We start from the raw sequence: 20,100 nt of genomic DNA, 5'->3' as shown, positions 1-20,100 counted from the left end.
GGACCCGCTCGAGGAGGATGTGCCCGTGACGTCGCCGTATCCGTTCTCGGCCGTGGTCGGCCTGCCCGACCTGCGCCTGGCCCTGCTGCTCACCGCCGTGTCACCGGCGATCGGTGGGGTCCTCGTCCGGGGTGAGAAGGGCACCGCCAAGTCGACCGTCGTGCGTGGCCTCGCCGCGCTCCTGCCGGAGGTCGACGTCGTCGCCGGCTGCCGCTTCGCCTGCGACCCTCTGTCTGCCGACCCTTCGTGCCCCGACGGCCCGCACACCGCCGGCACGCCCGCCGCCCAGCGCCGCTCCGCGCTGGTCGAGCTGCCCGTCGGCGCCACCGAGGACCGGGTCGTCGGCACCCTCGACCTGCAGCGGGCCCTCGGCGAGGGCGTGAAGGCCTATGAGCCCGGCCTGCTCGCCGCCGCGCACCGGGGCGTCCTCTACGTCGACGAGGTCAACCTGCTGCCCGACCACCTCGTCGACCTGCTCCTCGACGCCGCCGCGATGGGCCGCGCCCACGTCGAGCGCGACGGGGTCTCCGTCAAGCACGCCGCCCGCTTCCTGCTCGTCGGCACCATGAACCCGGAGGAGGGCGAGCCGCGGCCGCAGCTCGTCGACCGGTTCGGCCTGGTCGTCGGCGTGGCCGCGCCCGCCACGGTCGAGCCGCGGGCCGAGGTGGTGCGGCGGCGGCTGCAGTACGAGAACGACCCGGCCGGGTTCGCCGCCCGCTACGTCGAGCAGGACGCGGCCCTGGCGGGCAGGATCGACGCCGCCAGGCAGATCCTGCCCCGGGTCACGCTGCCGGACGCGCAGCTGGACCGGATCGCGCGGATCTGCATCGCGTACCGGGTGGACGGCCTGCGCGCCGACATCGTCGTGGCCCGCACAGCGGTCGCCGTCGCCGCCTGGCACGGCCGGACCGTCGTGACGAAGGACGACCTGCGAGCCGCGGCCCGGCTCGCGCTGCCGCACCGGCGCCGCCGCGATCCCCTGGACCCGCCGGGCGCGGACCAGGAGCGCCTGGAGGAGATCCTCGACCAGGAGCTCAACGGCCCCGACGACGCTTCCGACGACGGCGGCTCCGACACCGACGGCCCGGACGGCGGCCCTGACACCGGCGGCCCCGATGGCGGCGGCCCGGACAGCGGCGGCCCCGATGGCGGCGGCCCGGACAGCGGCGGCCCTGACGGCGGTGGCCCGCCTCCGCCGAGCGCTTCTACCGGCTCGTCCGACATTTCCGGCTCGTCGGGTCCGGTCGACGATCCGGGTGGCCGCCCGACCCCCGAACAAACGATGGTCAATACGTCGGACGTCGATGGGGACACCGGCCCCGCCACGGGCCCGGCCGGGGACCTCGCGTTCGCGCAGGCCCCGTACAAGACGCGCCTGCTGAAGATCGGTGGGAGGGCCAACCGGCAGCAGGGCTCCCACGCTGGGCGGCGCTCACCCGCGCACGGCCGGCACGGCCGCGTCGTGCGGTCCCGGCAGCCCAGCGGCAAGCTCGTCAGCCTGCACCTGCCCGACACCGTGCGCGCCGCCGCGCTGCGCGGGTCCCGCCGCGTCCACGCCCGCGACCTGCGCGAGGCGGTCAAGGTGGGCCGGGAGGCCAACCTCGTGCTGTTCGTCGTCGACGCGTCCGGGTCGATGGCGGCCCGGCAGCGGATGACCGTCGTGAAGACGGCCGTGCTGTCGCTGCTGCGCGACGCGTACCAGCGCCGGGACAAGGTCGGCATGATCACCTTCCGCGGCGCGGAGGCCACCACGGTCCTCGAGCCGACCGCCAGCCACGAGGTCGGCGTGCTGCGCCTCGCCGAGCTGCGCACCGGCGGCCGGACCCCCCTCGCTGCGGGACTGCGCCAGGCCGCCCGCACGCTGCACGGCGAGAAGCGCCGCGACGCCCGCCGCCGCCCGCTGCTCGTCGTCGTCACCGACGGCCGCGCGACCAGCGGCCCCGACCCGATGACCGTCGCGCCCGCGCTCGCCGGCATCCCCGCGGTCGTCGTCGACTGCGAGTCCGGCCCCGTGCGGCTCGGCCTCGCCGGCCGCCTCGCCCGGGCCCTGTCCGCCGACTGCCTGCCGCTGTCGGCACTGTCCACCGCCGCGATCCACACGGGGAGCTGAACATGCCGCAGGGCAAGGTCGAGAGCGTGCCGGACGACGGGCTCACCACCCGCCAGCGCCGCCGGCAGCACATCCTGGCCGTCCACACCGGACAGGGCAAGGGCAAGTCGACGGCCGCGTTCGGGATGGCGCTGCGCGCCTGGAGCGCCGGCTGGCCGATCGCCGTCTACCAGTTCGTGAAGAGCCCCAAGTGGCGCGTCGGCGAGGAGACCGCCCTCAAGGCCCTCGGTGAGACCGGCAAAGGCGGCCCCGTCGTGTGGCAGAAGATGGGCGAGGGCTGGTCCTGGATCCAGCGCCCCGGCACCGAACGCGACCACGCCGCCGAGGCCGCCGAAGGCTGGGAGCAGATCAAGCGCGACCTGGCCGCGGAGGCGCACCGGTTCTACGTGCTCGACGAGTTCACGTACCCGATGAAGTGGGGCTGGGTCGACGTCGCCGACGTCGTCGCCACCCTGCGGGACCGGCCCGGCAACCAGCACGTCGTCATCACCGGCCGCGACGCGCACCCCGACCTCGTCGCGATCGCCGACCTCGTCACCGACATGACGAAGGTCAAGCACCCCATGGACGCGGGGCGTAAAGGCCAGCAGGGCATCGAGTGGTAGCACGCATCGTCGTCGCGGCGCCGGCCTCCGGCCACGGCAAGACGACCGTGGCGACCGGGCTCCTCGCCGCGTTCGCGGCCCGTGGCCTGCGCGTGGCGCCGTTCAAGGTCGGCCCGGACTACATCGACCCCGGCTACCACGCGCTCGCCGCCGGCCGCCCCGGCCGCAACCTCGACCCGGTCCTCGTCGGCGAGGAACGGATCGGCCCGCTGTTCGCGCACGGCTCATCCGGCGCCGACGTCGCGGTCGTCGAGGGGGTCATGGGCCTGTTCGACGGGCGCACCGGCGCGGGCGAGCTCGGCTCCACCGCGCACGTCGCGAAGCTGCTCGACGCGCCCGTCGTCCTCGTGGTCGACGCGACCGCGCAGGCCCGGTCGATCGCCGCGGTCGTGCACGGGTTCCGGTCGTTCGGGTCCGGCGTGCGCATCGCCGGGGTGGTGCTCAACCGGGTCGGCTCCGACCGGCACGAGCAGATCCTCCGCGACGCGTGCGCCGAGGTCGGCACGCCCGTCCTCGGGGTGCTGCGCCGCCACGACGCGGTCGCCGCCCCGTCCCGGCACCTCGGCCTCGTCCCCGTCGTCGAACGCCACGCCGAGGCTCTCGAGTCCGTGCGGGCCCTCGCCGCCGTGGTCGCCTCCGGCGTGGACCTGGACGCGGTCCTCGCCGTCGCCCGCTCGGCGCCCTCGTTCGCCGCTGCGCCGTGGACGCCGTCGGTGGGTGAGCCCGTCGCCGGGCGGCCCGTGGTCGCGGTCGCCGGCGGGCCCGCGTTCTCCTTCAGCTACGCCGAGACGGTCGAGCTGCTCACCGCCGCCGGCGCTGAGGTGTCCATCGTGGACCCGTTGCGGGACGAGGCGCTGCCGCCCGGCACGCGCGGGCTCGTCGTCGGTGGCGGTTTCCCCGAGGTGTACGCCCAGCAGCTGTCCGACAACACGCCGCTCCGCGAGGCGGTCGCCGCGCTGGCCGCCCGCGGCGCCCCGATCGCGGCCGAGTGCGCCGGGCTGCTGTGGCTGGCGCGGACCCTGGACGGCCGGCCGATGTGCGGGGTGCTGCCCGTCGACGCCGCCATGACCCCGAAGCTGACCCTCGGCTACCGCGACGCCGTCGCCGTCGCGGACAGCGTCCTCGCCGCCGCCGGCACCCGGGTCAGCGGCCACGAGTTCCACCGCACCGCCGTCAGCCCGTCCTCCGGCGCCACGCCCGCGTGGGCCTGGCACGGCGAGCGCGGGACGGTCCGGGAGGGGTTCGCGGCTGGGTCGGTGCACGGGTCGTACCTGCACCTGCACTGGGCCGGCGCCCCGCACCTCGCGCACAGGCTGGTCTCGGCATGCGCGTAGTGCTCGGGTTCGGCGCCCGCTCCACCGCCACCGCCGCCGACGTCGAGGCCCTCCTGCCCGCCTTCACCGGCGACGTGGTGCTCGCCCTGTCCACCGTGGACACCAGGGCGGGCCTGGCGGAGGAGCTGGCGTCCCGGCACGGCTGGGAGGTCGTCACCCACCCGGCGTCCGCGCTCGCCGCCGTCGAGGTGCCGAACCCGTCCCCGCGGGTCGCCGCCCACACCGGCACCCCGAGCGTCGCCGAGTCCGCCGCACTGCTCACCGCCCGCACCGCCGCGTCCAAGCCCCTCCCCGGCCGGTCCACCGCGCCGCCGCCGGCTGGGTCCACCGCGCCGCCGCCGGCTGGGTCCGCCGCGCCGCCGTCGGCTGGGTCCGCCGCGCCGCCGTCGGCTGGGTCCGCCGCGCCGCCGTCGGCTGGGTCCACCGCGTCGCCGCCGGCTGGGTCCACCGCGTCGCCGCCGGCTGGGTCCACCGCGCCGCCGCCGGCTGGGTCCGCCGCATCGGCCTTGGCTGGGTCCGCCGCGACGGTCCCCGGCCGGCCTGACGTGCCACCCCCCGCACAGACGTTGGTCACTACGACCTCGCTCGATGGACCGGCGGTGCTCGTCGTCGCCAGGCGGTCGTCCGCGGTCGCGACCCTCGCCGTCGCGGCGGTCGCGCCCGAGGTGACCGTCGTCGGGATCGGCGCCGACGGCCTGGAGTCCGTGTCGCCGGCCGGGCGTGCCGCGATCGCCGAGGCCACCGTCGTGTTCGGCAGCGGCCGGCAGCTCGACCTCGCCGCCGTCACCGCGAAGCGGGTCGAGTGGCCGTCGCCGCTCGTGCCCGCCCTGCCGCGGCTGCTCGCCGAGCACCACGCCGACCGGGTCGTGGTCCTCGCCAGCGGCGACCCCACGTACTACGGCATCGGCAGCACCCTCGTCAGGCTGCTCGGCGCGGCGCACGTGCACGTGGTGCCGCACCCGTCGTCGGTGTCCCTCGCGTGCGCGCGGCTCGGCTGGGCCCAGGACGACGTCGAGGTCGTCAGCGCCGTCGGCCGGTCCGTCGACGCGCTGCGCCGCGTCCTCCACAATGGACGCCGGGTGCTCGTCCTCAGCTCCGGCACCGCCACCCCGCCGTCGGTGGCCGCGATTCTCGCCGAGACCGGGTTCGGCGACAGCACCGTCACCGTCCTGGAGTCGCTCGGCGGCCCGGACGAGCGGATCCACCACGACGTCACGGCCGCCGGCCCGCTGAACGTCGTCGCCGTCGACTGCCGCGGCAGCGGTGCCGCCCTGACGCCGGGACTCGCGGACGACACGTACAGCAGCGACGGCCAGCTCACCAAGCGCGAGATCCGCGCCGTCACCCTCGCCGCCCTCGGCCCCCGCCCCGGCGAGCTGCTGTGGGACGTCGGCGCCGGCTCGGGCAGCATCGCGATCGAGTGGCTGCGCGCGCACCGCTCGTGCCGCGCCGTCGCCGTCGAACGCGACCCCGTCCGGGCCGAGCGGGTCACCGCCAACGCCCGTACCCTCGGCGTCCCGCACCTGTCCACAGTGGTCGGTGCCGCGCCCGGCGCGCTCGACGGCCTCGCCCCGTCCGAAGCGGCACCGGACGCCGTCTTCATCGGCGGCGGCTTCACCGCGGCAGGGGTGTTCGAGCGCTGCTGGTCGGCGCTGCGCCCCGGCGGCCGGCTCGTCGTCAACGCGGTCACCGTCGCCTCGGAGCGGCTCGTCGCCGAGCTCCACGAGACGCACGGCGGCTCCCTGACCCGGATCGCGGTCCAGCGTGCCGCACCCGTCGGCGGGTTCCTCGCCTGGCGGCCGATGATGCCGGTGACGCAATGGGTGGTGTGGAAATGACGGTGTACTTCATCGGTGCCGGACCGGGCGCCGCGGACCTCATCACGGTCCGCGGCCGCGACGTCCTCGCCCGGACCCCGGTCTGCCTGTACGCGGGCAGCCTCGTGCCGGTCGAGCTCCTCGACGTGTGCCCGCCCGGCGCCCGGCTCGTCGACACTGCGAACCTCGACCTCGACCAGATTCTCGCCGAGCTGACCACCGCGCACGCCGCCGGCCTCGACGTCGCCCGGCTGCACTCCGGCGACCCGTCGGTCTTCAGTGCGATGGCCGAGCAGCTGCGCCGCCTCGACGCCGCGGGCGTGCCCTACGAGATCGTGCCGGGCGTCCCCGCGTTCGCCGCCGCGGCCGCCTCGCTGGGCCGCGAGCTGACCGTGCCGGGCGTCGCGCAGACCCTCATCCTCACCCGCACCGCCGCCCGCGCCACCCCGATGCCCCCGGGCGAGGAACTGTCCACACTGGCCGCCAGCCGCGCCACGATCGTGCTCCACCTGGCCGTGCAGCGCATCGCCGTCCTCGTCGAGGAGCTGGTCCCCTGGTACGGCGAGGACTGCCCCGCCGCCGTCGTCGCCCGCGCCAGCCGCCCCGACGAGGTCATCCTCCGCGGCACCCTCGCCGACATCGCCCAGCAGGTCCAGGAGGCGGGCATCCTGCGCACCGCCGTCATCGTCGTCGGCCGCGTCCTCACCGCCGAGGAGTTCCCCGACAGCCACCTGTACTCCACCACCCGCCACCGCTCATGAGCCTCGACCCGTACCTCGCCGGCGACGAGGTCGTGCAGGCGGACCACCCGGCCGTCCGTGCGGCCGCGACGGCGCTGCGGGGTGGGCGTGACGAGACCGGCTTCGCGCGGGTGGCGTTCGAGTTCGTACGGGATGAGGTGCGGCACTCGGTCGATGCCGGCGATCCGCGGGTGACGGTCACCGCGGCGGAGGTGCTCGAGCAGCGCGTCGGGCTGTGCTACGCCAAGTCGCACCTGCTCGCCGCCGTGCTGCGGGCCGAGGGCGTGCCGGCCGGCCTCTGCTACCAGCGCCTCGCGACCGGCGACGGCGGCTTCGTGCTGCACGGCCTCGTCGCCGTGCACCTCGACGGCCGGTGGCACCGGCAGGACCCGCGCGGCAACAAGCCGGGCGTCGACGCGCAGTTCTCGCTCGCCGGCCCGCGGCTGGCCTTCACCGTCGACCCGGCGGCGGGGGAGTGCGACTACGAGCCCGTGTTCGCGACCCCCGACCCGGGCGTCCTGGCCGCCCTGCGCTCCACCACCGACGTCCTCGCCCTGTGCGCCGCGGGCCTGCCCGCCTCCCTGAGCGGCCACTGACCTACGGCACCTCGATGCCGCGGACCACCGCCATTCTCCCGGCTCGACGGCACCGGTGCCGTGGTCGGCTTCGACTTCGGCAACGGCAACGGGTTCGTGGTGACGGCACCGGAGGCCGCGGCGATCGCCGACGGGCTGGCGGAGGAAGGCTGGTGGAGGCCGGGCCAGGCGGTCACGCTCGTCTCCCACGCGATCGCCGCGTTCTACCGCGCTGCCGCCGACGAGGGTCGCACCGTCATCGGCGGCGTCGCCTGACGGGCCGTCAGACGCGCGGCTCCTGCAAGACCGCCGCCGGGCGCAGTTCCGGCGCGGGAACGGGTTCGCGCAGTGCGGCGGACAGGGCGGCCGCCAGCACGGGCACGACGGCGAGGGCGATGAAGGCGCCGCGGGGACCGTGGTGGTCGGCGATGAGGCCGAGCAGCGGCATCGCCAGGCCGCCGGCGCTGACGGCCAGGCCCAGGGTGACGCCGGCCGCGGTGCCGGGGCGGGTCGGCAGGTAGTCCTGGCCCAGCTTGACCAGCACGGCGAACGGGATGTTCGTGACCAGGCCGACCAGCAGCACCAGCGGCAGCGCCAGGTAGGGCGACGGGCACAGGAGCATGACCGCGATCGCCGGGCCGAGCAGCAGGTTCCCCAGGCGAACGGTGCGCACGAGGCCGATCCGGTCGGCGATCCGGCCGCCGGCGAGGGTGCCCAGGACGCCGCCGCCGAGCTGCAGGGCGAGGGCGGTGCCGCCGAGGGTGGGGGAGGCGCCGAGGGTGTCGATCCAGTAGAGGGCGACGAACGTGTTGACGCCGAACGACACCGCCGAGCGGACGATCTCCACCGACGCGAGGACGGCGAACTGCGCGGGCCGGTCCCGCCCCTCGGCGGTGGCCCGCGCGGCGACGGCGCCCGTGGTGCGGCGCTGGTGGCGGAGCAGGACGAAGCCCATGAGCACGGCCGGCGGGATGAACAGGGCGGTGGCGCCGACGCCCCACGCGTCCAGCGCCGGGGTCGCCAGGGCGGGGGCGACGAAGAAGCCGACGCTGCCGCCCGCGGCGAAGTAGCTCATCGCGGTCGCGCTCGACCCCGCCGCGAGCCGCGCGTCGCGCCCCGCCGCCGGGTGGAACATCGCCACGCCGAGGCCGGACAGCAGCAGGAGGGTCCAGACCATGGGGTACGACGGCGCCACCCCGGCGAGGCCCGCGCCGGTGCCGGCCAGGGCCACCCCCACCGGCGACATCCACGGCAGGCGGCGCCGGTCGGCGAGCACGCCGAAGACGAGCTGCGGCAGGGAGCTGCCGAGCGCGGCGGCCATGGCGAGCCCCGCGGCGGCGACGTAGCCGTAGTGGCGGTCGAGGACGAAGTACGGCACCGCGGCGGGCACGAGCCCCTGGTAGAAGTCGTCGACGGCGTGCGCCGCCGCCCACACCCGCATGCGCCGCCACGGGGAGGCGATCGCAGTTGCAACAGTCACCCGTTCAAGATCGCAGCGGGTGTACGGTGCGGGCTTCCGGTATTCTGCCGATCGATGTCGAACATCCGCCACATGCCGGTCGCGCCGACGAAAGCCACCGAGCACGGCTCCGGCTTCCACATCGACCGGCACCGCCACGACCAGCATCAGCTGGTGTACGTGAGCCGCGGGGTCATCGCCGTGCAGACGGAGGCCGGCGGGTGGGTCGCGGCGGCGGACCGGGCCGTGTGGATTCCCGCCGGCTGCTGGCACGAGCACCGGTTCCACGGCGCGAGCGTGTTCCACACCGTCGGGTTCGCCGACGAGGACGACCCGCCGCTGCCGGCCGGCGCGCCGACCGTCGTCGCGGTCGGCCCGCTCCTTCGAGAGCTGCTCGTCGCCTGTACCGACGCGGACCTGCCGGCCGATGAGGAGACGCGGCTGAGGGCGGTGATCCGGGACCGGCTGCACCGCGCGCCGCAGGAGCCGGTCGCGCTGCCCACCGCCCGCGACGGGAGGCTCGCCGCCGCGTGCGCGGCCGCCGCGGACCGCCTCGACGAGCCGCGGACCCTGGCCTCGCTGGCCCGGGAGGCCGGCGCGAGCGAGCGGACCCTGGCAAGGCTGTTCCGCGCCGAGTTCGGGATGACGTATCCGCAGTGGCGCACCAACGTCCGCGTGTACCGCGCGATGATCCTCCTCGCGGGTGGGCTGCCGGTCACGGCGGTCGCGCACCGGTGCGGGTTCGCGACGCCGAGCAGCTTCGTCGACACGTTCCGCCGCGCGACCGGCCAGACCCCGGGCGTCTATGCGGCCCGCGAACGGGCCGGCTGAGGCGCGGCCGGCCCGTTGCCCTGCGCGTCCCGGAATGGAATCAGGTGCAGTGCTTGAGCTTCGGGCGGATCGACGCCGGCACCGTGTCCTGGCAGACGTTGTCGGTGCCGCCGATGAGCGCCTTCCAGACCTTGTTCGTGCCGTCGTACTTGAACACGACGACGGCCGTGTCCATCGCCTCCGGCTGCGTCAGGGCCGTCGCGTACCCCTGGTAGCAGCTGATGTCCTTGAAGCCCTTGCCGAGGATGATCGCCCCGGCGACCTCGGCGTTGGCCTGGAACGCCTTCTGCAGCGTGGCCGCGTCGACGGGGCAGCCCCCGCCGGTCGCCGCCGAGCCGGATGCGGCCGGTGCCGCGCTGGACGGTGCCGCCGCGCTGGACGTGCCGGCGGCCGGAGCGGTGCTGGTGGATGCGGGTGCCGCGGTGGTGTCGGCCGGGTCCTCGGAGGAGCAGCCGGCGAGGGCGATCGCCGCGACGGCGATCGGGAGCAACGCTCGTGTCATCACACGCGGAATCCTGTCGTCTCCGAGGGCCGCGTGGTTGTCGGCTAGCGGACATCTACATTGGACAGTCGGCGGATGTCAGGCGTCGATGCGCATGAGCTTCCGGAAGTCGTACTGGTAGCCGTACCTGAGGCCGGTGAGCTGCTCGTCGACGGGGCGGACGCGGTCGGCGGGCACCGCCCGGCGCAGCTCGGCGCGCAGCACGACGCGGGCCAGGCAGTCGCCGGTCAGGTCGAGGAAGTCCGGGCCGCCGACGGGCTCCTCGGCGGCCGGGAACCACGGCTCGTCGCGCAGCGGCTCCCACCATTGCTCGGGGACGAACTCCTGCAGCATGTCCACCGCCGGGGCGAGCCAGCCGTCCGGCGCATAGCCGGTGCTGTCGACCCAGACCGTGCCCGCGAACGGGCCGTTGAGGACCAGCCACGCGTACAGCTGGCTGCGGGTGCCGCCGAGGTGCAGCATCCCGTCGCGGGGGTCGCCGTCGATGTCGTAGAAGTCGTCCGGGTCCAGATGGTCCGCGTCCTCGCCCATCTCCTCCTGGTACTCCTCCAGCTGATCCGGCGTGCCGGCCCAGGCGCGGTCCAGCGGGAACGGCTCCGTGTTGCACCGGAAGTAGTCCTCGGCCTCGTCCTGCTTGGACAGTGGCGTGCCGTACGCGGCCAGGGCCAGCAGCCCCGTGTCGGCGTCGCCGAACTCGAGCAGGTAGCGGCGGTAGTTCTCCGGCAGGCGGATCCCGTGCCGGGACTCGAAACCCTCCACTGTGGACGGGTCCAGCGGGGCGGGTGCGGCCTCGGTCCAGCCGAGGTCGTGCAGGCGGGCGAACAGCCGCCGGATCCTGGCGAGGCGCGCCTCGATGTCGGTCACGGGGTCGACCCTAGCGGCCGCGTCTCCACCCGTGGGTTGAGCCCCGAGGTCCATCTCCGCGCCGGTCAGCGGGGGCGCAGGCCGTCCAGGGCGATCTGCAGCACCCGGTCGCGCTGGGCGTCGTCGCGGAAGCCGGCCGAGGTGAGGCCGCTGAGCATGCGGACGGTGTCGTCGAAGGTGACGTCGGGGCGGACGGCGCCGGCGGACTGGGCGTGGGTCATCAGGGGCTCGCCGACGCGGTAGATCTCCTCGCGGCAGCTGCGGAACATCGCCGAGTCGCGGTTGAGCGCCTCGTAGATGGCGCGCTTCGTCGCCGCGTACGACACGAACCTGCGCAACCAGGACTCCAGGGCGTCCCACGGCGGGAGGCCGGCGACGTCCTCGGCGGTCTGGCACAGCTGCTCGATCTCGCCGAGGTAGACGGTCTCGAAGAGGTCCTGGCGGGTGGGGAAGTTGCGGTACAGCGTCCCGATCCCGACGCCGGCGCGCCGGGCGACGTCCTCCAGGGACGCGTCGGTGCCGTGCTCGGCGAACGCGTCACGGGCCGCGGCGAGGAGCGCGTCGAAGTTGCGCCGGGCGTCGGCGCGCTGCGGGCGCCGGACGGCGACAGGGGACTCGGCCGACATGGGTGATCTCCAGCACGCAACGAAATAGTGGAACCAGGTGGAAGCGGAGGCACCCCTCCGCTAATGTGGAGGTGTACCTCCACTACTGTACCGCGTCCGGGGGAAAGATCCGATGACACGCGCACTCACCCTCAGCCCGCCGTCGCTCGCCACCGTCCAGCCGCGGGCGAGCCGGTTCCTCTTCGTCGCGCTCGCCACCGCGGCCGCGTCGTTCTCCCTGTTGCAGTCGCTGGTCACGCCGGTGCTGCCGAAGATCCAGCACGACCTGCACACCAGCCAGGGCACGGTCACCTGGGTGCTCACCGCGTGGCTGCTGTCCGCCGCCGTGGCGACGCCGATCATGGGGCGCATCGGCGACATGTACGGCAAACGCCGCACCCTCCTCGTCGCGCTCGCCGCCATCGCGGTCGGGTGCCTGATCGCCGCCGCGGCGCCCAACGTCGGCGTCCTGATCATCGGGCGGGTCGTGCAGGGCCTCGGCGGGGCGGTGTTCCCGATCTCGTTCGGCATCCTCCGCGACGAGCTGCCGCCGGCCCGGGTCCCGTCCGCGATCGGCGGGCTGTCCGCGGTGATCGCCGTCGGCGGCGGCCTCGGCGTGGTCCTCGCCGGCCCGGTCGTCGGCGCGCTGGACTGGCGGGCGCTGTTCTGGATCCCCGCCGTCGTCGTGGCGGGCACCGCGCTGCTGACGCTGCGGTTCGTCCGCGAGTCGCCGGTCGGCGACCCGGGTCAGGGCCGGGGCCGGATCAACTGGCCGGCCGGGGTGCTGCTGTCCGCGTGGCTGGTCGCCCTGATCCTGCCGCTGAGCAAGGCCCCGGTGTGGGGGTGGACGTCCGCGCGGGTCGTCGGGCTGCTGCTGCTCGCCCTCGTCCTCGCCGCCGCATGGGTACTGGTGGAGCTGCGCTCGGCGGAGCCGCTGATCGACATGCAGATGATGCGGCTGCCCGCGGTGTGGACGACGAACCTGGTGTCATTGCTGTTCGGCGCCGGGATGTTCGCGACCTACGCGTTCCTGCCCCAGTTCCTGCAGACGCCGCGGTCGACCGGCTACGGGTTCGGCACCACGGTCACCGGCGCCGGTCTCGCCATGCTGCCGATGCTGGTCACGATGGCCGTGGCCGGGTCTGCGAGCGGCCCGCTGACCGCGTACGTGCCGACGAAGGTCCAGCTGCTGATCGGCACCGCGACCGCGGCGGTGTCGTGCGCGGGGCTGACGCTGTTCCACGACGCGTACTGGCAGGTCGCCGTCGCGACGGGCGTGTTCGGGGTGGGGCTCGGGCTGACGTTCACGGCGATGGTCAACCTCATCGTGGCGACCGTCCCCGCCGGGCAGACGGCCGTGGCCAGCGGCATGAACGCCAACATCCGCACCATCGGCGGCTCGCTCGGCGCGGCCGTGGCCAGCGCCGTGATCACGGCCCACACGACGCCCGCGGGCCTGCCGCTGGAGTCGGGCTACACGTACGCCTTCGCCGTGCTGACCGCGATGCTCGCCACCGCCGCGGTGATCGCGACCGTGGTCCCTCGGGCCCGGAAGGCCTGAGGGACCCGGGAACCGCTCAGCCGCGGGCGATCCAGACGTCGTCGAGCATGCCGTGGAACTGGTCGTTGTCCTTGCCGTTGCCTTTGCCGCCGATGCTGAGCGGCACGGTGTTGACGACCGACAGTGTCGCCGGCAGAGTGGCCGTGCCGTGGACCACGTCGTCGACGAGCAGGGTGAGGGAGGTGCCGTCGCGGCGGCACTCCAGGCGGTGCCAGGCGCCGTCGGACACCGACACGTCCGACAGGGCCACGTGGATCGCGGGCCCGGCCGCGTCGGCGAAGACGCAGCTCGGCCGGCCCGCCGCGCCGTCGATCTGCAGCTTGTACTGGGTGCCGGAGGCCGAGTAGCCCTTCTGCACGATGTTCTGCCCGGAGCCGGTCTCCTTCTTCGGCAGGCGCACGGTCGCGCCGTAGCGGATCGGGCCGGTGCCGGGGTTCAGCTCCGGCGAGTCGGGCGTCTGCAGCACCGCGTGCGGGCACTTCTTGCCGGCGCACCGGGTCGGGAAGTCTGCCGCCAGGCCGGTGGTGATCTTTCCGGGCAGCTCGGCGAGCCGGACCTTGCCGCCGTGCCCGGCCGACGAGGTGAGCGTGTGCCCGTGCCCGGAGTCGTCCTCGACGACGGCGCCACCGGCTCTCTTGCTCGCGGTGTCGAAGGTGTACCGGGCGACGATGACCGGTGCGGCTGTCTCGGCTGTGGCGGCGGCCGGCTCGGGTGCGGGCCGGCTCGGGGCGGCGGACGCGGGGCCGGCGCCGCCGAGCGCGCAGAGTGCCGCGGCCGCCAGCACCGCCGGCCGGATGGCGCTCATCCGTCCGCCATACGTGTTCCCCCATGTGTTCATGCCCGAAATGTGTCATATTGACGCCGTAACCTCCGAGCATTTCCCCCAACGTGTCGGCCGCATTCCGTAACCGAACGGTTGACGCAGGGTCACCCAAACCGGATGTCCGGACATGATCGTCAAGGTTCTGGGAAACTCGAACCATGCGGTGGGCGGCGGTGGTTGCTGTGCTGATCGTGCTGATGCCCTCCGCCGGTCACGCCGCCGTGCCGGCGAGGGCGCCGGCGGCACCCGTCGAGATGTGCCGGATCACCGACCCAGCCGTGACCGAGGTGTCCGGGCTCGCCGTCACCCCCACGGGCTACCTCGTGGAGAACGACAGCAACCCCGACCCCGCCAAGACCCGCGTCTTCATGCTCGACAAGGCGTGCAGGGTGACCGGCGACGTCCAGTACCCCACGACCGCCCGGGACCCTGAGGACCTCGCCGTCGACCGGAAGGGCACGCTGTGGATCGCCGACATCGGCGACAACAGCCCCTTGACCGGCGGCTCCGGCAACCGCCGCAGCACGATCGCGCTGTGGACCATGGCCGCCGGCTCGAAGCAGCTGAAGATCCACCGCCTGGTGTATCCGGACGGGGTGCCCCGCGACGCCGAGGCGCTGCTCATCGACGGGCAGGGCCGGCCGGTGATCGTCACCAAGGACCCCAACGGTGAGGTGTTCCGCCTCGACACGCCGCTGCCGACCGACAACACCGAGGGCGCGAGGCTCACCAAGGTCGGCGCGTTCGAGCCGCGGCGCACCGGCACGTCCAACCCGTTGGGGTTCCTCGGCATCGCCTGGGTCACCGGCGCCGCCGTGTCCGCCGACGGCACCAAGGCGGTGGTGCGCACCTACGCCGACGCCTACGAGTTCGAGGTCAAGGGCGGCGACGTCGCCGCGGCGATCACCTCCGGCAAGGCCACCGTGACCGCGCTGCCCGACGAGCCGCAGGGGGAGGCGATCGCCTACACCGCCGACGGCGCGAGCCTGCTGACCGTCTCCGACCAGGACGGTCCGGCCGTGATCCTGCGGTACCCGAGCGGCCTGAAACTGGCCCCGCCGAGCAGCGCCGCACCGCCCCTGCCCGCCCAGGCCCAGGCCCAGGCGCAGGCCCGGACGGCGCCCGACTCGAAGCGGTCCACCCGCGCCCCGCTGCTGCTGGGCGCCTTCACGGTGGTCGCGTTGATGCTGGTCGCGGCCGTAGCACGACGCGCCAGGCGACGATGAGCACCCACGGTGTCGACGCGGGAGCGCTCACATGACACGATTCACCGACAAACAGCAGTCGGGGGAGGGGCACGCGGCGGTGGTGCGCATCGAGGTCGAGCGGGCCACGACCCGTGACATGCGCCGGCGCAACCGGTCAACGCTGCTCTCGGAGCTGTTCTTCCGGGGGCCGCTCAGCCGCCACGACCTGAGCCGCATCACCGGCCTGAGCGCCGCGACCGCCAGCAGCGTCACCGGCGAGCTGCTCCAGGAGCACCTCATCGTCGAGGCCGGCCAGATCGAGTCCGACGGCGGCCGCCCGCGCGTGCTGCTGCGCGTCAACCCCGACTTCGGCCGGCTCGTCGGCGCCGACGTCGGCGAGACCGGCGTCAAGGTCGAGCTGTTCGACCTGTCCATGACCCGCCTCGCGGCCGTCGACGAGCCGCTGCCGTCGTCGCGGCCCGCCCCGGAGGCCGTCGCCGGGCAGCTGCTCGCCGGCATCCGCGAGGTCCTCGGCGACACCGACCCGGCCGACGTCATCGGCGTCGGCATCGGCGTGCCCGGCACCGTCGAGCAGTCCGACCCCGTGCGGGTGCACGCCCCGACCATCGGCTGGCGCGGCACGTCCCTCGACGGGCTGCTGCGCGACGGCGGCGTCACCGCCCCGCTCTTCTTCGAGAACGGCGCGAAGTCCCTCGGCCAGGCCGAGATGTGGTTCGGCGCGGGCCGCGGCGCCGCCAACGCCGTCATCGTCCTCGTCGGCTCCGGCGTCGGCGCCGCCGTCATCACCAACGGCACCCTCTACCGCGGCGCGAGCAGCAGCGCCGGCGAGTGGGGCCACACCACGGTCGTCTACCGCGGCCGGCAGTGCCGGTGCGGCGCCCGCGGCTGCCTGGAGGCCTATGTCGGCGCCGAGGGCATCCTCGACCGGTACCAGCAGGTCAACCCCGGCCTGGTCCGCAGCGCCGACGAGCTCGCCGACGTCGCCGCCCTCATCGCGGCCGGCACGCCCGAGGCCGAGGGCATCCTCGCCGAGACCGCCGGCATGCTCGGCGCCGGCATCGGCAACCTGGTCAACCTGTTCAACCCCGAGCGCGTCGTCCTCGGCGGCTGGGCCGGCCTCGCCCTCGGCGCCCGCTTCCTGCCGCAGATCCGCGCGGCGGCGGGGGAGCAGGCCCTGGAGCACCCGTTCGGCCAGGTGTCGATCGAGCTGTGCGAGCTCGGCCCCGACGCCGTCGCGTTCGGCGCGGCCACCCTGCCGATGGCCGAGCTGCTGCGCCGCGCGTCCCGCCCCTGACCTGTGTCGCACTTCTGACCGCCGTTTGCCGAAATTCGCGTCGCGACCTGCGAAGATCGATGCAGTTCGCCTCGCGCCCCCTTGCCATCATGTCCCGCATGAAGGCACTGGCAGGCGGATGGGCGCTCACCGGCACGGGCGCCCTGCTCGGACTCGGCACCACGCTCACGCTCTGGGCCATCGGCCCGTCCAAGTTCGACCCGGCGCGCTCGTGCCACTACCGCTTCGACGAGAGCCGCACGTTCACGGCCGTCGAGCGCTCCTTCCCGCCCCGCGTCACGTGCGTCCGCGACGACGGCCAGACCTTCGAATACCTCTCCTCGACCACGACCCTCACCTCAACGGTCCTCCTCGCCGTGTCGGCGGCGCTGGTCCTGGCGGGCGCCGCCCTCCTCGCCGCGACCTGGCTGCGCCGCGACGCCGTCCCCGCCCCACCCCCGTCCGGCAGCCGCGCCGTGCACCTGTGGCTCGCCCTGCTGCTCGGCCTCGCCCTCACGTTTGTCGTGACCGGCCTGGGCCTGGCGCTGTACCTCTTCCTCGGCCCCCTCGCCGCGCTCTTCCTCGCCACCCCGGCCCTCCTCGGCGCCGCCGCCCTCGCCGCCGCCCTGGACCGCCACGCCGGCCCACCCCGCCCCGGCCCCCGCCGCCGCGGCACGACCGTCGCCCTCGGCGGCGCCCTCCTCGGCACGGCCCTGGTCCTCGCCACCTTCACCATCGACGCCCTCGCCGGCTGGACCCCGCTGACCTTCCTGCTCGCCGTCCTCCTGTACCCCGCGATCGCCGCCGCCCAGCACTTCCTGCCCAGCCCAGCCCCGTCCACCCAGCCCACTCAACCGGCCCGCCCCTGAACGGACCGCGCATCGGACGTGCCCACCTTTGCGTGGACCTGCGGGGGCGCCGGCCCGCCCCAACTGTGCGACGTCACCGGCTGACGCCCGCTGCCCGCTGCCGGTGCCGGCCGGGATCGGTCACCCTCACCGCGTAGCGCGGCCTCGTCGATGACCGTCCACAGCAGCGGCGTGCCCCGCGCGAACAGCATCCGCCGCCGGTGCATCCGCAGCGCCAGCCGCCGCTCGGCCTCCTCCGGCTCGTGATGGAACGCAGCCGGCGCAATTCCTTCGCGTACGCCGGCGTCTGCAGCAGCCCCGGCACGAACCGCAGCTCGTAGGTCCGGATGCTTCCGCGGCCGACTCCGGACCTAGATTGCCGCGGAAAGTCGAGCAGCCGCTCCAGGTCGCGGTTCTTGATGCCCAGGTCGCCGACCTCGATCCGGCTGATGTTCGACGCGGACCCGCCCAGCTGTCTTCCCGGCTGCTTCCCGGTCGATCCCGAGATCCGTCCGTCGACCGGAAGGTCGTCACCGGCCAGTCGGCGCTGAGCTCCAGCAGTACACAGGCGGCGACGGCGACCTGTCCGGGCAGCAGCCGGGTGATGAGCGGCGGTGCCGTGATCGTCGGCGGGAAGGCCCAGGTGGGGCTCGACGACCTGAGGATCACCGCGGATCTGAAGGCTGTCAGCGTCACGGCGGTGGAGGACGAGGACGGCTTCGGCGGCGGCTGGCGGGTCGTCGCCAGAGCGGTGTGCACCGCGACGCTGAGCGGGCTCGAGCTGGTCACCGCGACCGTCCCCGCCAGCTCCAGCACGATGAAGGCGCTCGGCGTGCGGTGCCCGGAGGGCAAGCACCTGCAGGGCATGGGCGCGGCGATCACCGGTGGGGGTGGGCAGGCCCGGCTGACCACCATCATGGCGGCCACCGATCAGGGGCCGGCGATGCTGGTCACCGCGACCGAGGACGGCAACGGCTACGGCGGCAGCTGGACCCTGGCGGGGCAGGCGGTGTGCGCGAAGTGAAGGCGGCCTGGACAGCGGTCGCGGTTGCGGCGGCGGTGACCCTCGTCGCCGGGCCGGCGCACGCGGACACGCCGTCGCACTTCGCCCGCACGTCCGACACCAACAGCCTGAACAAGGCGCAGCCGGGCGGCTGCGACAGCCCGGACGAATACCCGCTCGCGGTGAGCGCCGAGGTCAAGGACGGCGGGGCCCAGGTCGGCCGCACCAACCTGATCTTGTCGCCGTTCGGGGAGGTGACGGTCGTGGCGACCGAGGACGACACCGGCTTCAGCGGCGGCTGGCAGGTCACCACCAGCTCGGCCTGCCACCTGCCGCCGGTCGACTGGGAGGTCGTGGCGAGCTCCTCGGCGCAGCGGTCCGCGACCGCCACCTGCCGGCCCGGCATGAAGGTCTACACCGCCGGCGGCGGCGTCTCCGGCGGGCTGGGCAACGTCATGCTGGAGCGGCTGCGCATCGCGCCGGACCTCGGCTCCGTGACCGTCGCCGGGTCGGAGGACGACGACGGGTTCGCCGGCCCGTGGGCGGTCACCGCGCAGGCGATCTGCGGCACGCCGCACGCCGGGCAGACCCGCAGGTCCGCCACGACCGCCGTCGACTCGGCGGCCACGAAGACGGTCGTCGCGTCGTGCCAGGGGGCCGGGCGGGTCCACGGCGTCGGCGGCGAGATCACCGGCGGCGGCGGTCAGGTGCGCATCGTCGCGGTCAAGGAGGACGACAAGGTCAGCGGGGTCCGCATCACCGCGACCGAGGACGAGGACGGCTACGCCGGCGTCTGGTCCGCGACCGCCTACGCGGTCTGCGCCCCCTGACCGCGTCCCGGGGGTGCGAGACTCGCGGCGTGACGGGACAGCTGCCTGACGAGGTGCTGCACGACGGCGAGTGGCACGCCGTGACCGCGGTCGACGGTGCGGGGCTGTTCGACCCGGCCGGCCACGGCATCGAGGTCACCGCGATGAGCACGGCGTGCTGGCGCGGGTTCGTGTGCCGGTACCGGGTGGACGCCGGCCGCCTGCTGCTCCAGGACGCCGAGCTCGGCGCGCCCGCGACAGCGCCGCCGGTGCCGCTGTTCGGGGTCCTGCCGGGGCATTCGGCGTATCCGAAGGGGCTGCGCGGCCGGTGGTCCTATTCGGACGTCGACGCCCCGGTCGCGTTCACCGGGCGGCTGCTGGTCGGCGCCGGGATCGCCGGTATCGGGTTTCTCCACATGGGGTTCCGGCCGGCGTACGGGTACGAACGGGTCGCCGAGCTGCGCTTCGACGGCGGGGTGCGCACCGCCGCGCACGACCGCTCCGCCGAGCTCGCCGAGGTCCGCCGGCGGCTGAGCGAGGCGTGCAGCCGCCCGGGGCCGGCGCCGGGGGAGACGAGCGGCGACTGGATCGACCGGACGTTCTCGCTGTCGTTCGAGTACAGCTGGCCGGCGGACTGAAGAAAGGCCTCAGCCGTGCCGGTACGGCTGGAACTCCAGCGACGCCGGGTAGCCGGTGCCGGTCACGGCCTCGATGACGGCCCACAGGAAGTCCTCGTCGGGCCCCCAGGACGGGATCTCCACGGTCGCCTCCACGGGCAGCGGCGCGCCCACGTCGACGACCGCCTCCCCGTCGGCGTGGACGAGCTGCCGCACGACCTCACCGCCGCTGGAGAGCGTGAACGCGTAGGTGCTGGCGACGCTGGAGAAGATGACGCTCAGCGCGTCGCCGGGCGGGTCGCAGGCCGGGGCGAGCGCCATCGACGGGTCCCACACCTGCGCCCAGCCGCCCGTCTCCGCGGCGAACAGCACCCCGTCGGCGAGCCCGCTCGTGGCCTCGTCGGCGGGGACCGGGGCGCCTTCCGCGACCGCTGGGGACGCGAGCAGCCCGACGGCGTCCGCCGCCGAGGCGCCCCGCACGAACAGCGCCGACGTGTTCCAACCCATCCCGAAACC

General features: G+C 74.6%; 22 protein-coding genes and 1 pseudogene. 15 read left to right on the top strand and 8 right to left on the bottom strand.

From position 1 onward, the window contains the following. Positions 1-25: 25 nt before the first annotated feature. The 7 genes from ABD332_RS15090 to ABD332_RS15055 are packed head-to-tail and all read left to right on the top strand — an operon-like array spanning position 26 to position 7,457. Positions 26-2,110, top strand: a complete 2,085-nt coding sequence (locus tag ABD332_RS15090; protein WP_344502502.1) for a VWA domain-containing protein — start codon at positions 26-28, stop codon at positions 2,108-2,110. A gap of 2 nt (positions 2,111-2,112) precedes the next feature. Then, positions 2,113-2,715 (top strand): cob(I)yrinic acid a,c-diamide adenosyltransferase, encoded by a 603-nt coding sequence (gene cobO / locus ABD332_RS15085; RefSeq protein ID WP_344502501.1) that lies wholly within the window; start codon positions 2,113-2,115, stop codon positions 2,713-2,715. Beyond that, the gene (locus ABD332_RS15080) at positions 2,709-4,049 is read left to right on the top strand and encodes a cobyrinic acid a,c-diamide synthase CobB (RefSeq protein ID WP_344502500.1); all 1,341 of its coding nucleotides are present in this window, start codon (positions 2,709-2,711) and stop codon (positions 4,047-4,049) included. Before cobO ends, ABD332_RS15080 begins: the two co-directional genes overlap by 7 nt. Continuing rightward, positions 4,040-5,887 carry a precorrin-6y C5,15-methyltransferase (decarboxylating) subunit CbiE gene (gene cbiE / locus ABD332_RS15070; RefSeq protein WP_425552201.1) on the top strand — a complete coding sequence of 616 codons (1,848 nt, stop codon included), beginning with the start codon at positions 4,040-4,042 and terminating at the stop codon, positions 5,885-5,887. Before ABD332_RS15080 ends, cbiE begins: the two co-directional genes overlap by 10 nt. After that, complete coding sequence (gene cobM, locus ABD332_RS15065) at positions 5,884-6,627, top strand: precorrin-4 C(11)-methyltransferase (protein ID WP_344502499.1); 744 nt, start codon at positions 5,884-5,886, stop codon at positions 6,625-6,627. The genes cbiE and cobM overlap by 4 nt, the downstream gene beginning before the upstream one ends. Continuing rightward, complete coding sequence (locus tag ABD332_RS15060; RefSeq protein WP_344502498.1) at positions 6,624-7,202, top strand: transglutaminase-like domain-containing protein; 579 nt, start codon at positions 6,624-6,626, stop codon at positions 7,200-7,202. The genes cobM and ABD332_RS15060 overlap by 4 nt, the downstream gene beginning before the upstream one ends. Before the next feature lie 60 nt (positions 7,203-7,262). Continuing rightward, positions 7,263-7,457, top strand: a complete 195-nt coding sequence (locus ABD332_RS15055) for a hypothetical protein (protein WP_344502497.1) — start codon at positions 7,263-7,265, stop codon at positions 7,455-7,457. Between the two features lie 7 nt (positions 7,458-7,464). Here ABD332_RS15055 and ABD332_RS15050 read toward each other — a convergent pair whose 3' ends face one another. Further along, positions 7,465-8,661 (bottom strand): MFS transporter, encoded by a 1,197-nt coding sequence (locus ABD332_RS15050; protein WP_344502495.1) that lies wholly within the window; start codon positions 8,659-8,661, stop codon positions 7,465-7,467. A 54-nt stretch (positions 8,662-8,715) separates the two neighbouring features. Between ABD332_RS15050 and ABD332_RS15045 the strand changes: the two genes are divergently transcribed. Continuing rightward, positions 8,716-9,471 (top strand): AraC family transcriptional regulator, encoded by a 756-nt coding sequence (locus ABD332_RS15045; protein ID WP_344502494.1) that lies wholly within the window; start codon positions 8,716-8,718, stop codon positions 9,469-9,471. Positions 9,472-9,511: 40 nt separating this feature from the next. Here ABD332_RS15045 and ABD332_RS15040 read toward each other — a convergent pair whose 3' ends face one another. The 3 genes from ABD332_RS15040 to ABD332_RS15030 form a co-directional block, all read right to left on the bottom strand. Beyond that, complete coding sequence (locus tag ABD332_RS15040; RefSeq protein ID WP_344502493.1) at positions 9,512-9,973, bottom strand: hypothetical protein; 462 nt, start codon at positions 9,971-9,973, stop codon at positions 9,512-9,514. A gap of 78 nt (positions 9,974-10,051) precedes the next feature. Then, positions 10,052-10,837 (bottom strand): SMI1/KNR4 family protein, encoded by a 786-nt coding sequence (locus ABD332_RS15035; RefSeq protein ID WP_344502492.1) that lies wholly within the window; start codon positions 10,835-10,837, stop codon positions 10,052-10,054. 65 nt (positions 10,838-10,902) lie between these two features. Beyond that, a complete protein-coding gene (locus ABD332_RS15030; protein WP_344502491.1) occupies positions 10,903-11,463 on the bottom strand; it encodes a TetR/AcrR family transcriptional regulator in 561 nt (186 codons plus the stop codon). 112 nt (positions 11,464-11,575) lie between these two features. On the opposite strand from ABD332_RS15030, the gene ABD332_RS15025 reads away from it, so the two are divergent. Next, positions 11,576-13,003: an MFS transporter gene (locus ABD332_RS15025; RefSeq protein ID WP_344502490.1), complete on the top strand. Its 1,428-nt coding sequence runs from the start codon at positions 11,576-11,578 to the stop codon at positions 13,001-13,003. 16 nt (positions 13,004-13,019) lie between these two features. Here ABD332_RS15025 and ABD332_RS15020 read toward each other — a convergent pair whose 3' ends face one another. After that, positions 13,020-13,841 carry a LamG-like jellyroll fold domain-containing protein gene (locus ABD332_RS15020; protein WP_344502489.1) on the bottom strand — a complete coding sequence of 274 codons (822 nt, stop codon included), beginning with the start codon at positions 13,839-13,841 and terminating at the stop codon, positions 13,020-13,022. A gap of 167 nt (positions 13,842-14,008) precedes the next feature. Here ABD332_RS15020 and ABD332_RS15015 point away from each other — a divergent pair, with 167 nt between their 5' ends. The 3 genes from ABD332_RS15015 (at position 14,009) to ABD332_RS15005 (ending at position 17,176) form a co-directional block, all read left to right on the top strand. After that, positions 14,009-15,052: an NHL repeat-containing protein gene (locus ABD332_RS15015; protein ID WP_344502488.1), complete on the top strand. Its 1,044-nt coding sequence runs from the start codon at positions 14,009-14,011 to the stop codon at positions 15,050-15,052. A 31-nt stretch (positions 15,053-15,083) separates the two neighbouring features. Continuing rightward, positions 15,084-16,328, top strand: a complete 1,245-nt coding sequence (locus ABD332_RS15010; protein WP_344502487.1) for an ROK family protein — start codon at positions 15,084-15,086, stop codon at positions 16,326-16,328. A 98-nt stretch (positions 16,329-16,426) separates the two neighbouring features. Beyond that, the gene (locus ABD332_RS15005) at positions 16,427-17,176 is read left to right on the top strand and encodes a hypothetical protein (RefSeq protein WP_344502486.1); all 750 of its coding nucleotides are present in this window, start codon (positions 16,427-16,429) and stop codon (positions 17,174-17,176) included. Here ABD332_RS15005 and ABD332_RS60075 read toward each other — a convergent pair. After that, a complete protein-coding gene (locus tag ABD332_RS60075; protein ID WP_425552213.1) occupies positions 17,158-17,442 on the bottom strand; it encodes a Scr1 family TA system antitoxin-like transcriptional regulator in 285 nt (94 codons plus the stop codon). The two genes, ABD332_RS15005 and ABD332_RS60075, sit on opposite strands and share 19 nt — an antisense overlap. After that, positions 17,442-17,504 (bottom strand): annotated as a pseudogene (locus ABD332_RS60070) (Scr1 family TA system antitoxin-like transcriptional regulator); the annotation flags it as partial. The pseudogene ABD332_RS60070 and the gene ABD332_RS60075, both read right to left, overlap by 1 nt. A gap of 255 nt (positions 17,505-17,759) precedes the next feature. Here ABD332_RS60070 and ABD332_RS15000 point away from each other — a divergent pair. From ABD332_RS15000 to ABD332_RS14990, 3 genes are read left to right on the top strand one after another with little or no spacing between them, the layout of a single operon-like run. Then, positions 17,760-18,179, top strand: coding sequence for a hypothetical protein (locus tag ABD332_RS15000; protein WP_344502485.1), 420 nt, complete (start codon positions 17,760-17,762; stop codon positions 18,177-18,179). Then, entirely contained in the window at positions 18,167-18,988 is an 822-nt protein-coding gene (locus ABD332_RS14995) for a hypothetical protein (protein ID WP_344502484.1), read from the top strand. The genes ABD332_RS15000 and ABD332_RS14995 overlap by 13 nt, the downstream gene beginning before the upstream one ends. A 29-nt stretch (positions 18,989-19,017) precedes the next feature. After that, positions 19,018-19,605, top strand: a complete 588-nt coding sequence (locus tag ABD332_RS14990) for a hypothetical protein (RefSeq protein WP_344502483.1) — start codon at positions 19,018-19,020, stop codon at positions 19,603-19,605. Positions 19,606-19,614: 9 nt separating this feature from the next. Here ABD332_RS14990 and ABD332_RS14985 read toward each other — a convergent pair whose 3' ends face one another. Further along, positions 19,615-20,091: a hypothetical protein gene (locus tag ABD332_RS14985; protein WP_344502482.1), complete on the bottom strand. Its 477-nt coding sequence runs from the start codon at positions 20,089-20,091 to the stop codon at positions 19,615-19,617. Positions 20,092-20,100: the final 9 nt, after the last annotated feature.

This window comes from Dactylosporangium maewongense (assembly GCF_039531485.1).
Lineage (GTDB): Bacteria > Actinomycetota > Actinomycetes > Mycobacteriales > Micromonosporaceae > Dactylosporangium > Dactylosporangium maewongense.
The sequence above is the reverse complement of the archived record's forward strand: the minus strand, read 5'-3'. Positions and strand labels throughout refer to the sequence as shown.

What these genes read in the sequence shown, in the direction of transcription:
- cobO (WP_344502501.1), top strand. Translation starts at nt 2,113, where the DNA reads ATGCCGCAGGGCAAGGTCGAGAGCGTGCCGGACGACGGGCTCACCACC.
- ABD332_RS15010 (WP_344502487.1), top strand. Translation starts at nt 15,084, where the DNA reads ATGACACGATTCACCGACAAACAGCAGTCGGGGGAGGGGCACGCGGCG.
- ABD332_RS15030 (WP_344502491.1), bottom strand. Translation starts at nt 11,463, where the DNA reads ATGTCGGCCGAGTCCCCTGTCGCCGTCCGGCGCCCGCAGCGCGCCGAC.
- ABD332_RS15040 (WP_344502493.1), bottom strand. Translation starts at nt 9,973, where the DNA reads ATGACACGAGCGTTGCTCCCGATCGCCGTCGCGGCGATCGCCCTCGCC.
- ABD332_RS15000 (WP_344502485.1), top strand. Translation starts at nt 17,760, where the DNA reads ATGAGCGGCGGTGCCGTGATCGTCGGCGGGAAGGCCCAGGTGGGGCTC.
- ABD332_RS15060 (WP_344502498.1), top strand. Translation starts at nt 6,624, where the DNA reads ATGAGCCTCGACCCGTACCTCGCCGGCGACGAGGTCGTGCAGGCGGAC.
- cbiE (WP_425552201.1), top strand. Translation starts at nt 4,040, where the DNA reads ATGCGCGTAGTGCTCGGGTTCGGCGCCCGCTCCACCGCCACCGCCGCC.
- ABD332_RS15025 (WP_344502490.1), top strand. Translation starts at nt 11,576, where the DNA reads ATGACACGCGCACTCACCCTCAGCCCGCCGTCGCTCGCCACCGTCCAG.
- ABD332_RS15020 (WP_344502489.1), bottom strand. Translation starts at nt 13,841, where the DNA reads ATGAACACATGGGGGAACACGTATGGCGGACGGATGAGCGCCATCCGG.
- ABD332_RS15005 (WP_344502486.1), top strand. Translation starts at nt 16,427, where the DNA reads ATGAAGGCACTGGCAGGCGGATGGGCGCTCACCGGCACGGGCGCCCTG.
- cobM (WP_344502499.1), top strand. Translation starts at nt 5,884, where the DNA reads ATGACGGTGTACTTCATCGGTGCCGGACCGGGCGCCGCGGACCTCATC.
- ABD332_RS15045 (WP_344502494.1), top strand. Translation starts at nt 8,716, where the DNA reads ATGTCGAACATCCGCCACATGCCGGTCGCGCCGACGAAAGCCACCGAG.
- ABD332_RS14985 (WP_344502482.1), bottom strand. Translation starts at nt 20,091, where the DNA reads ATGGGTTGGAACACGTCGGCGCTGTTCGTGCGGGGCGCCTCGGCGGCG.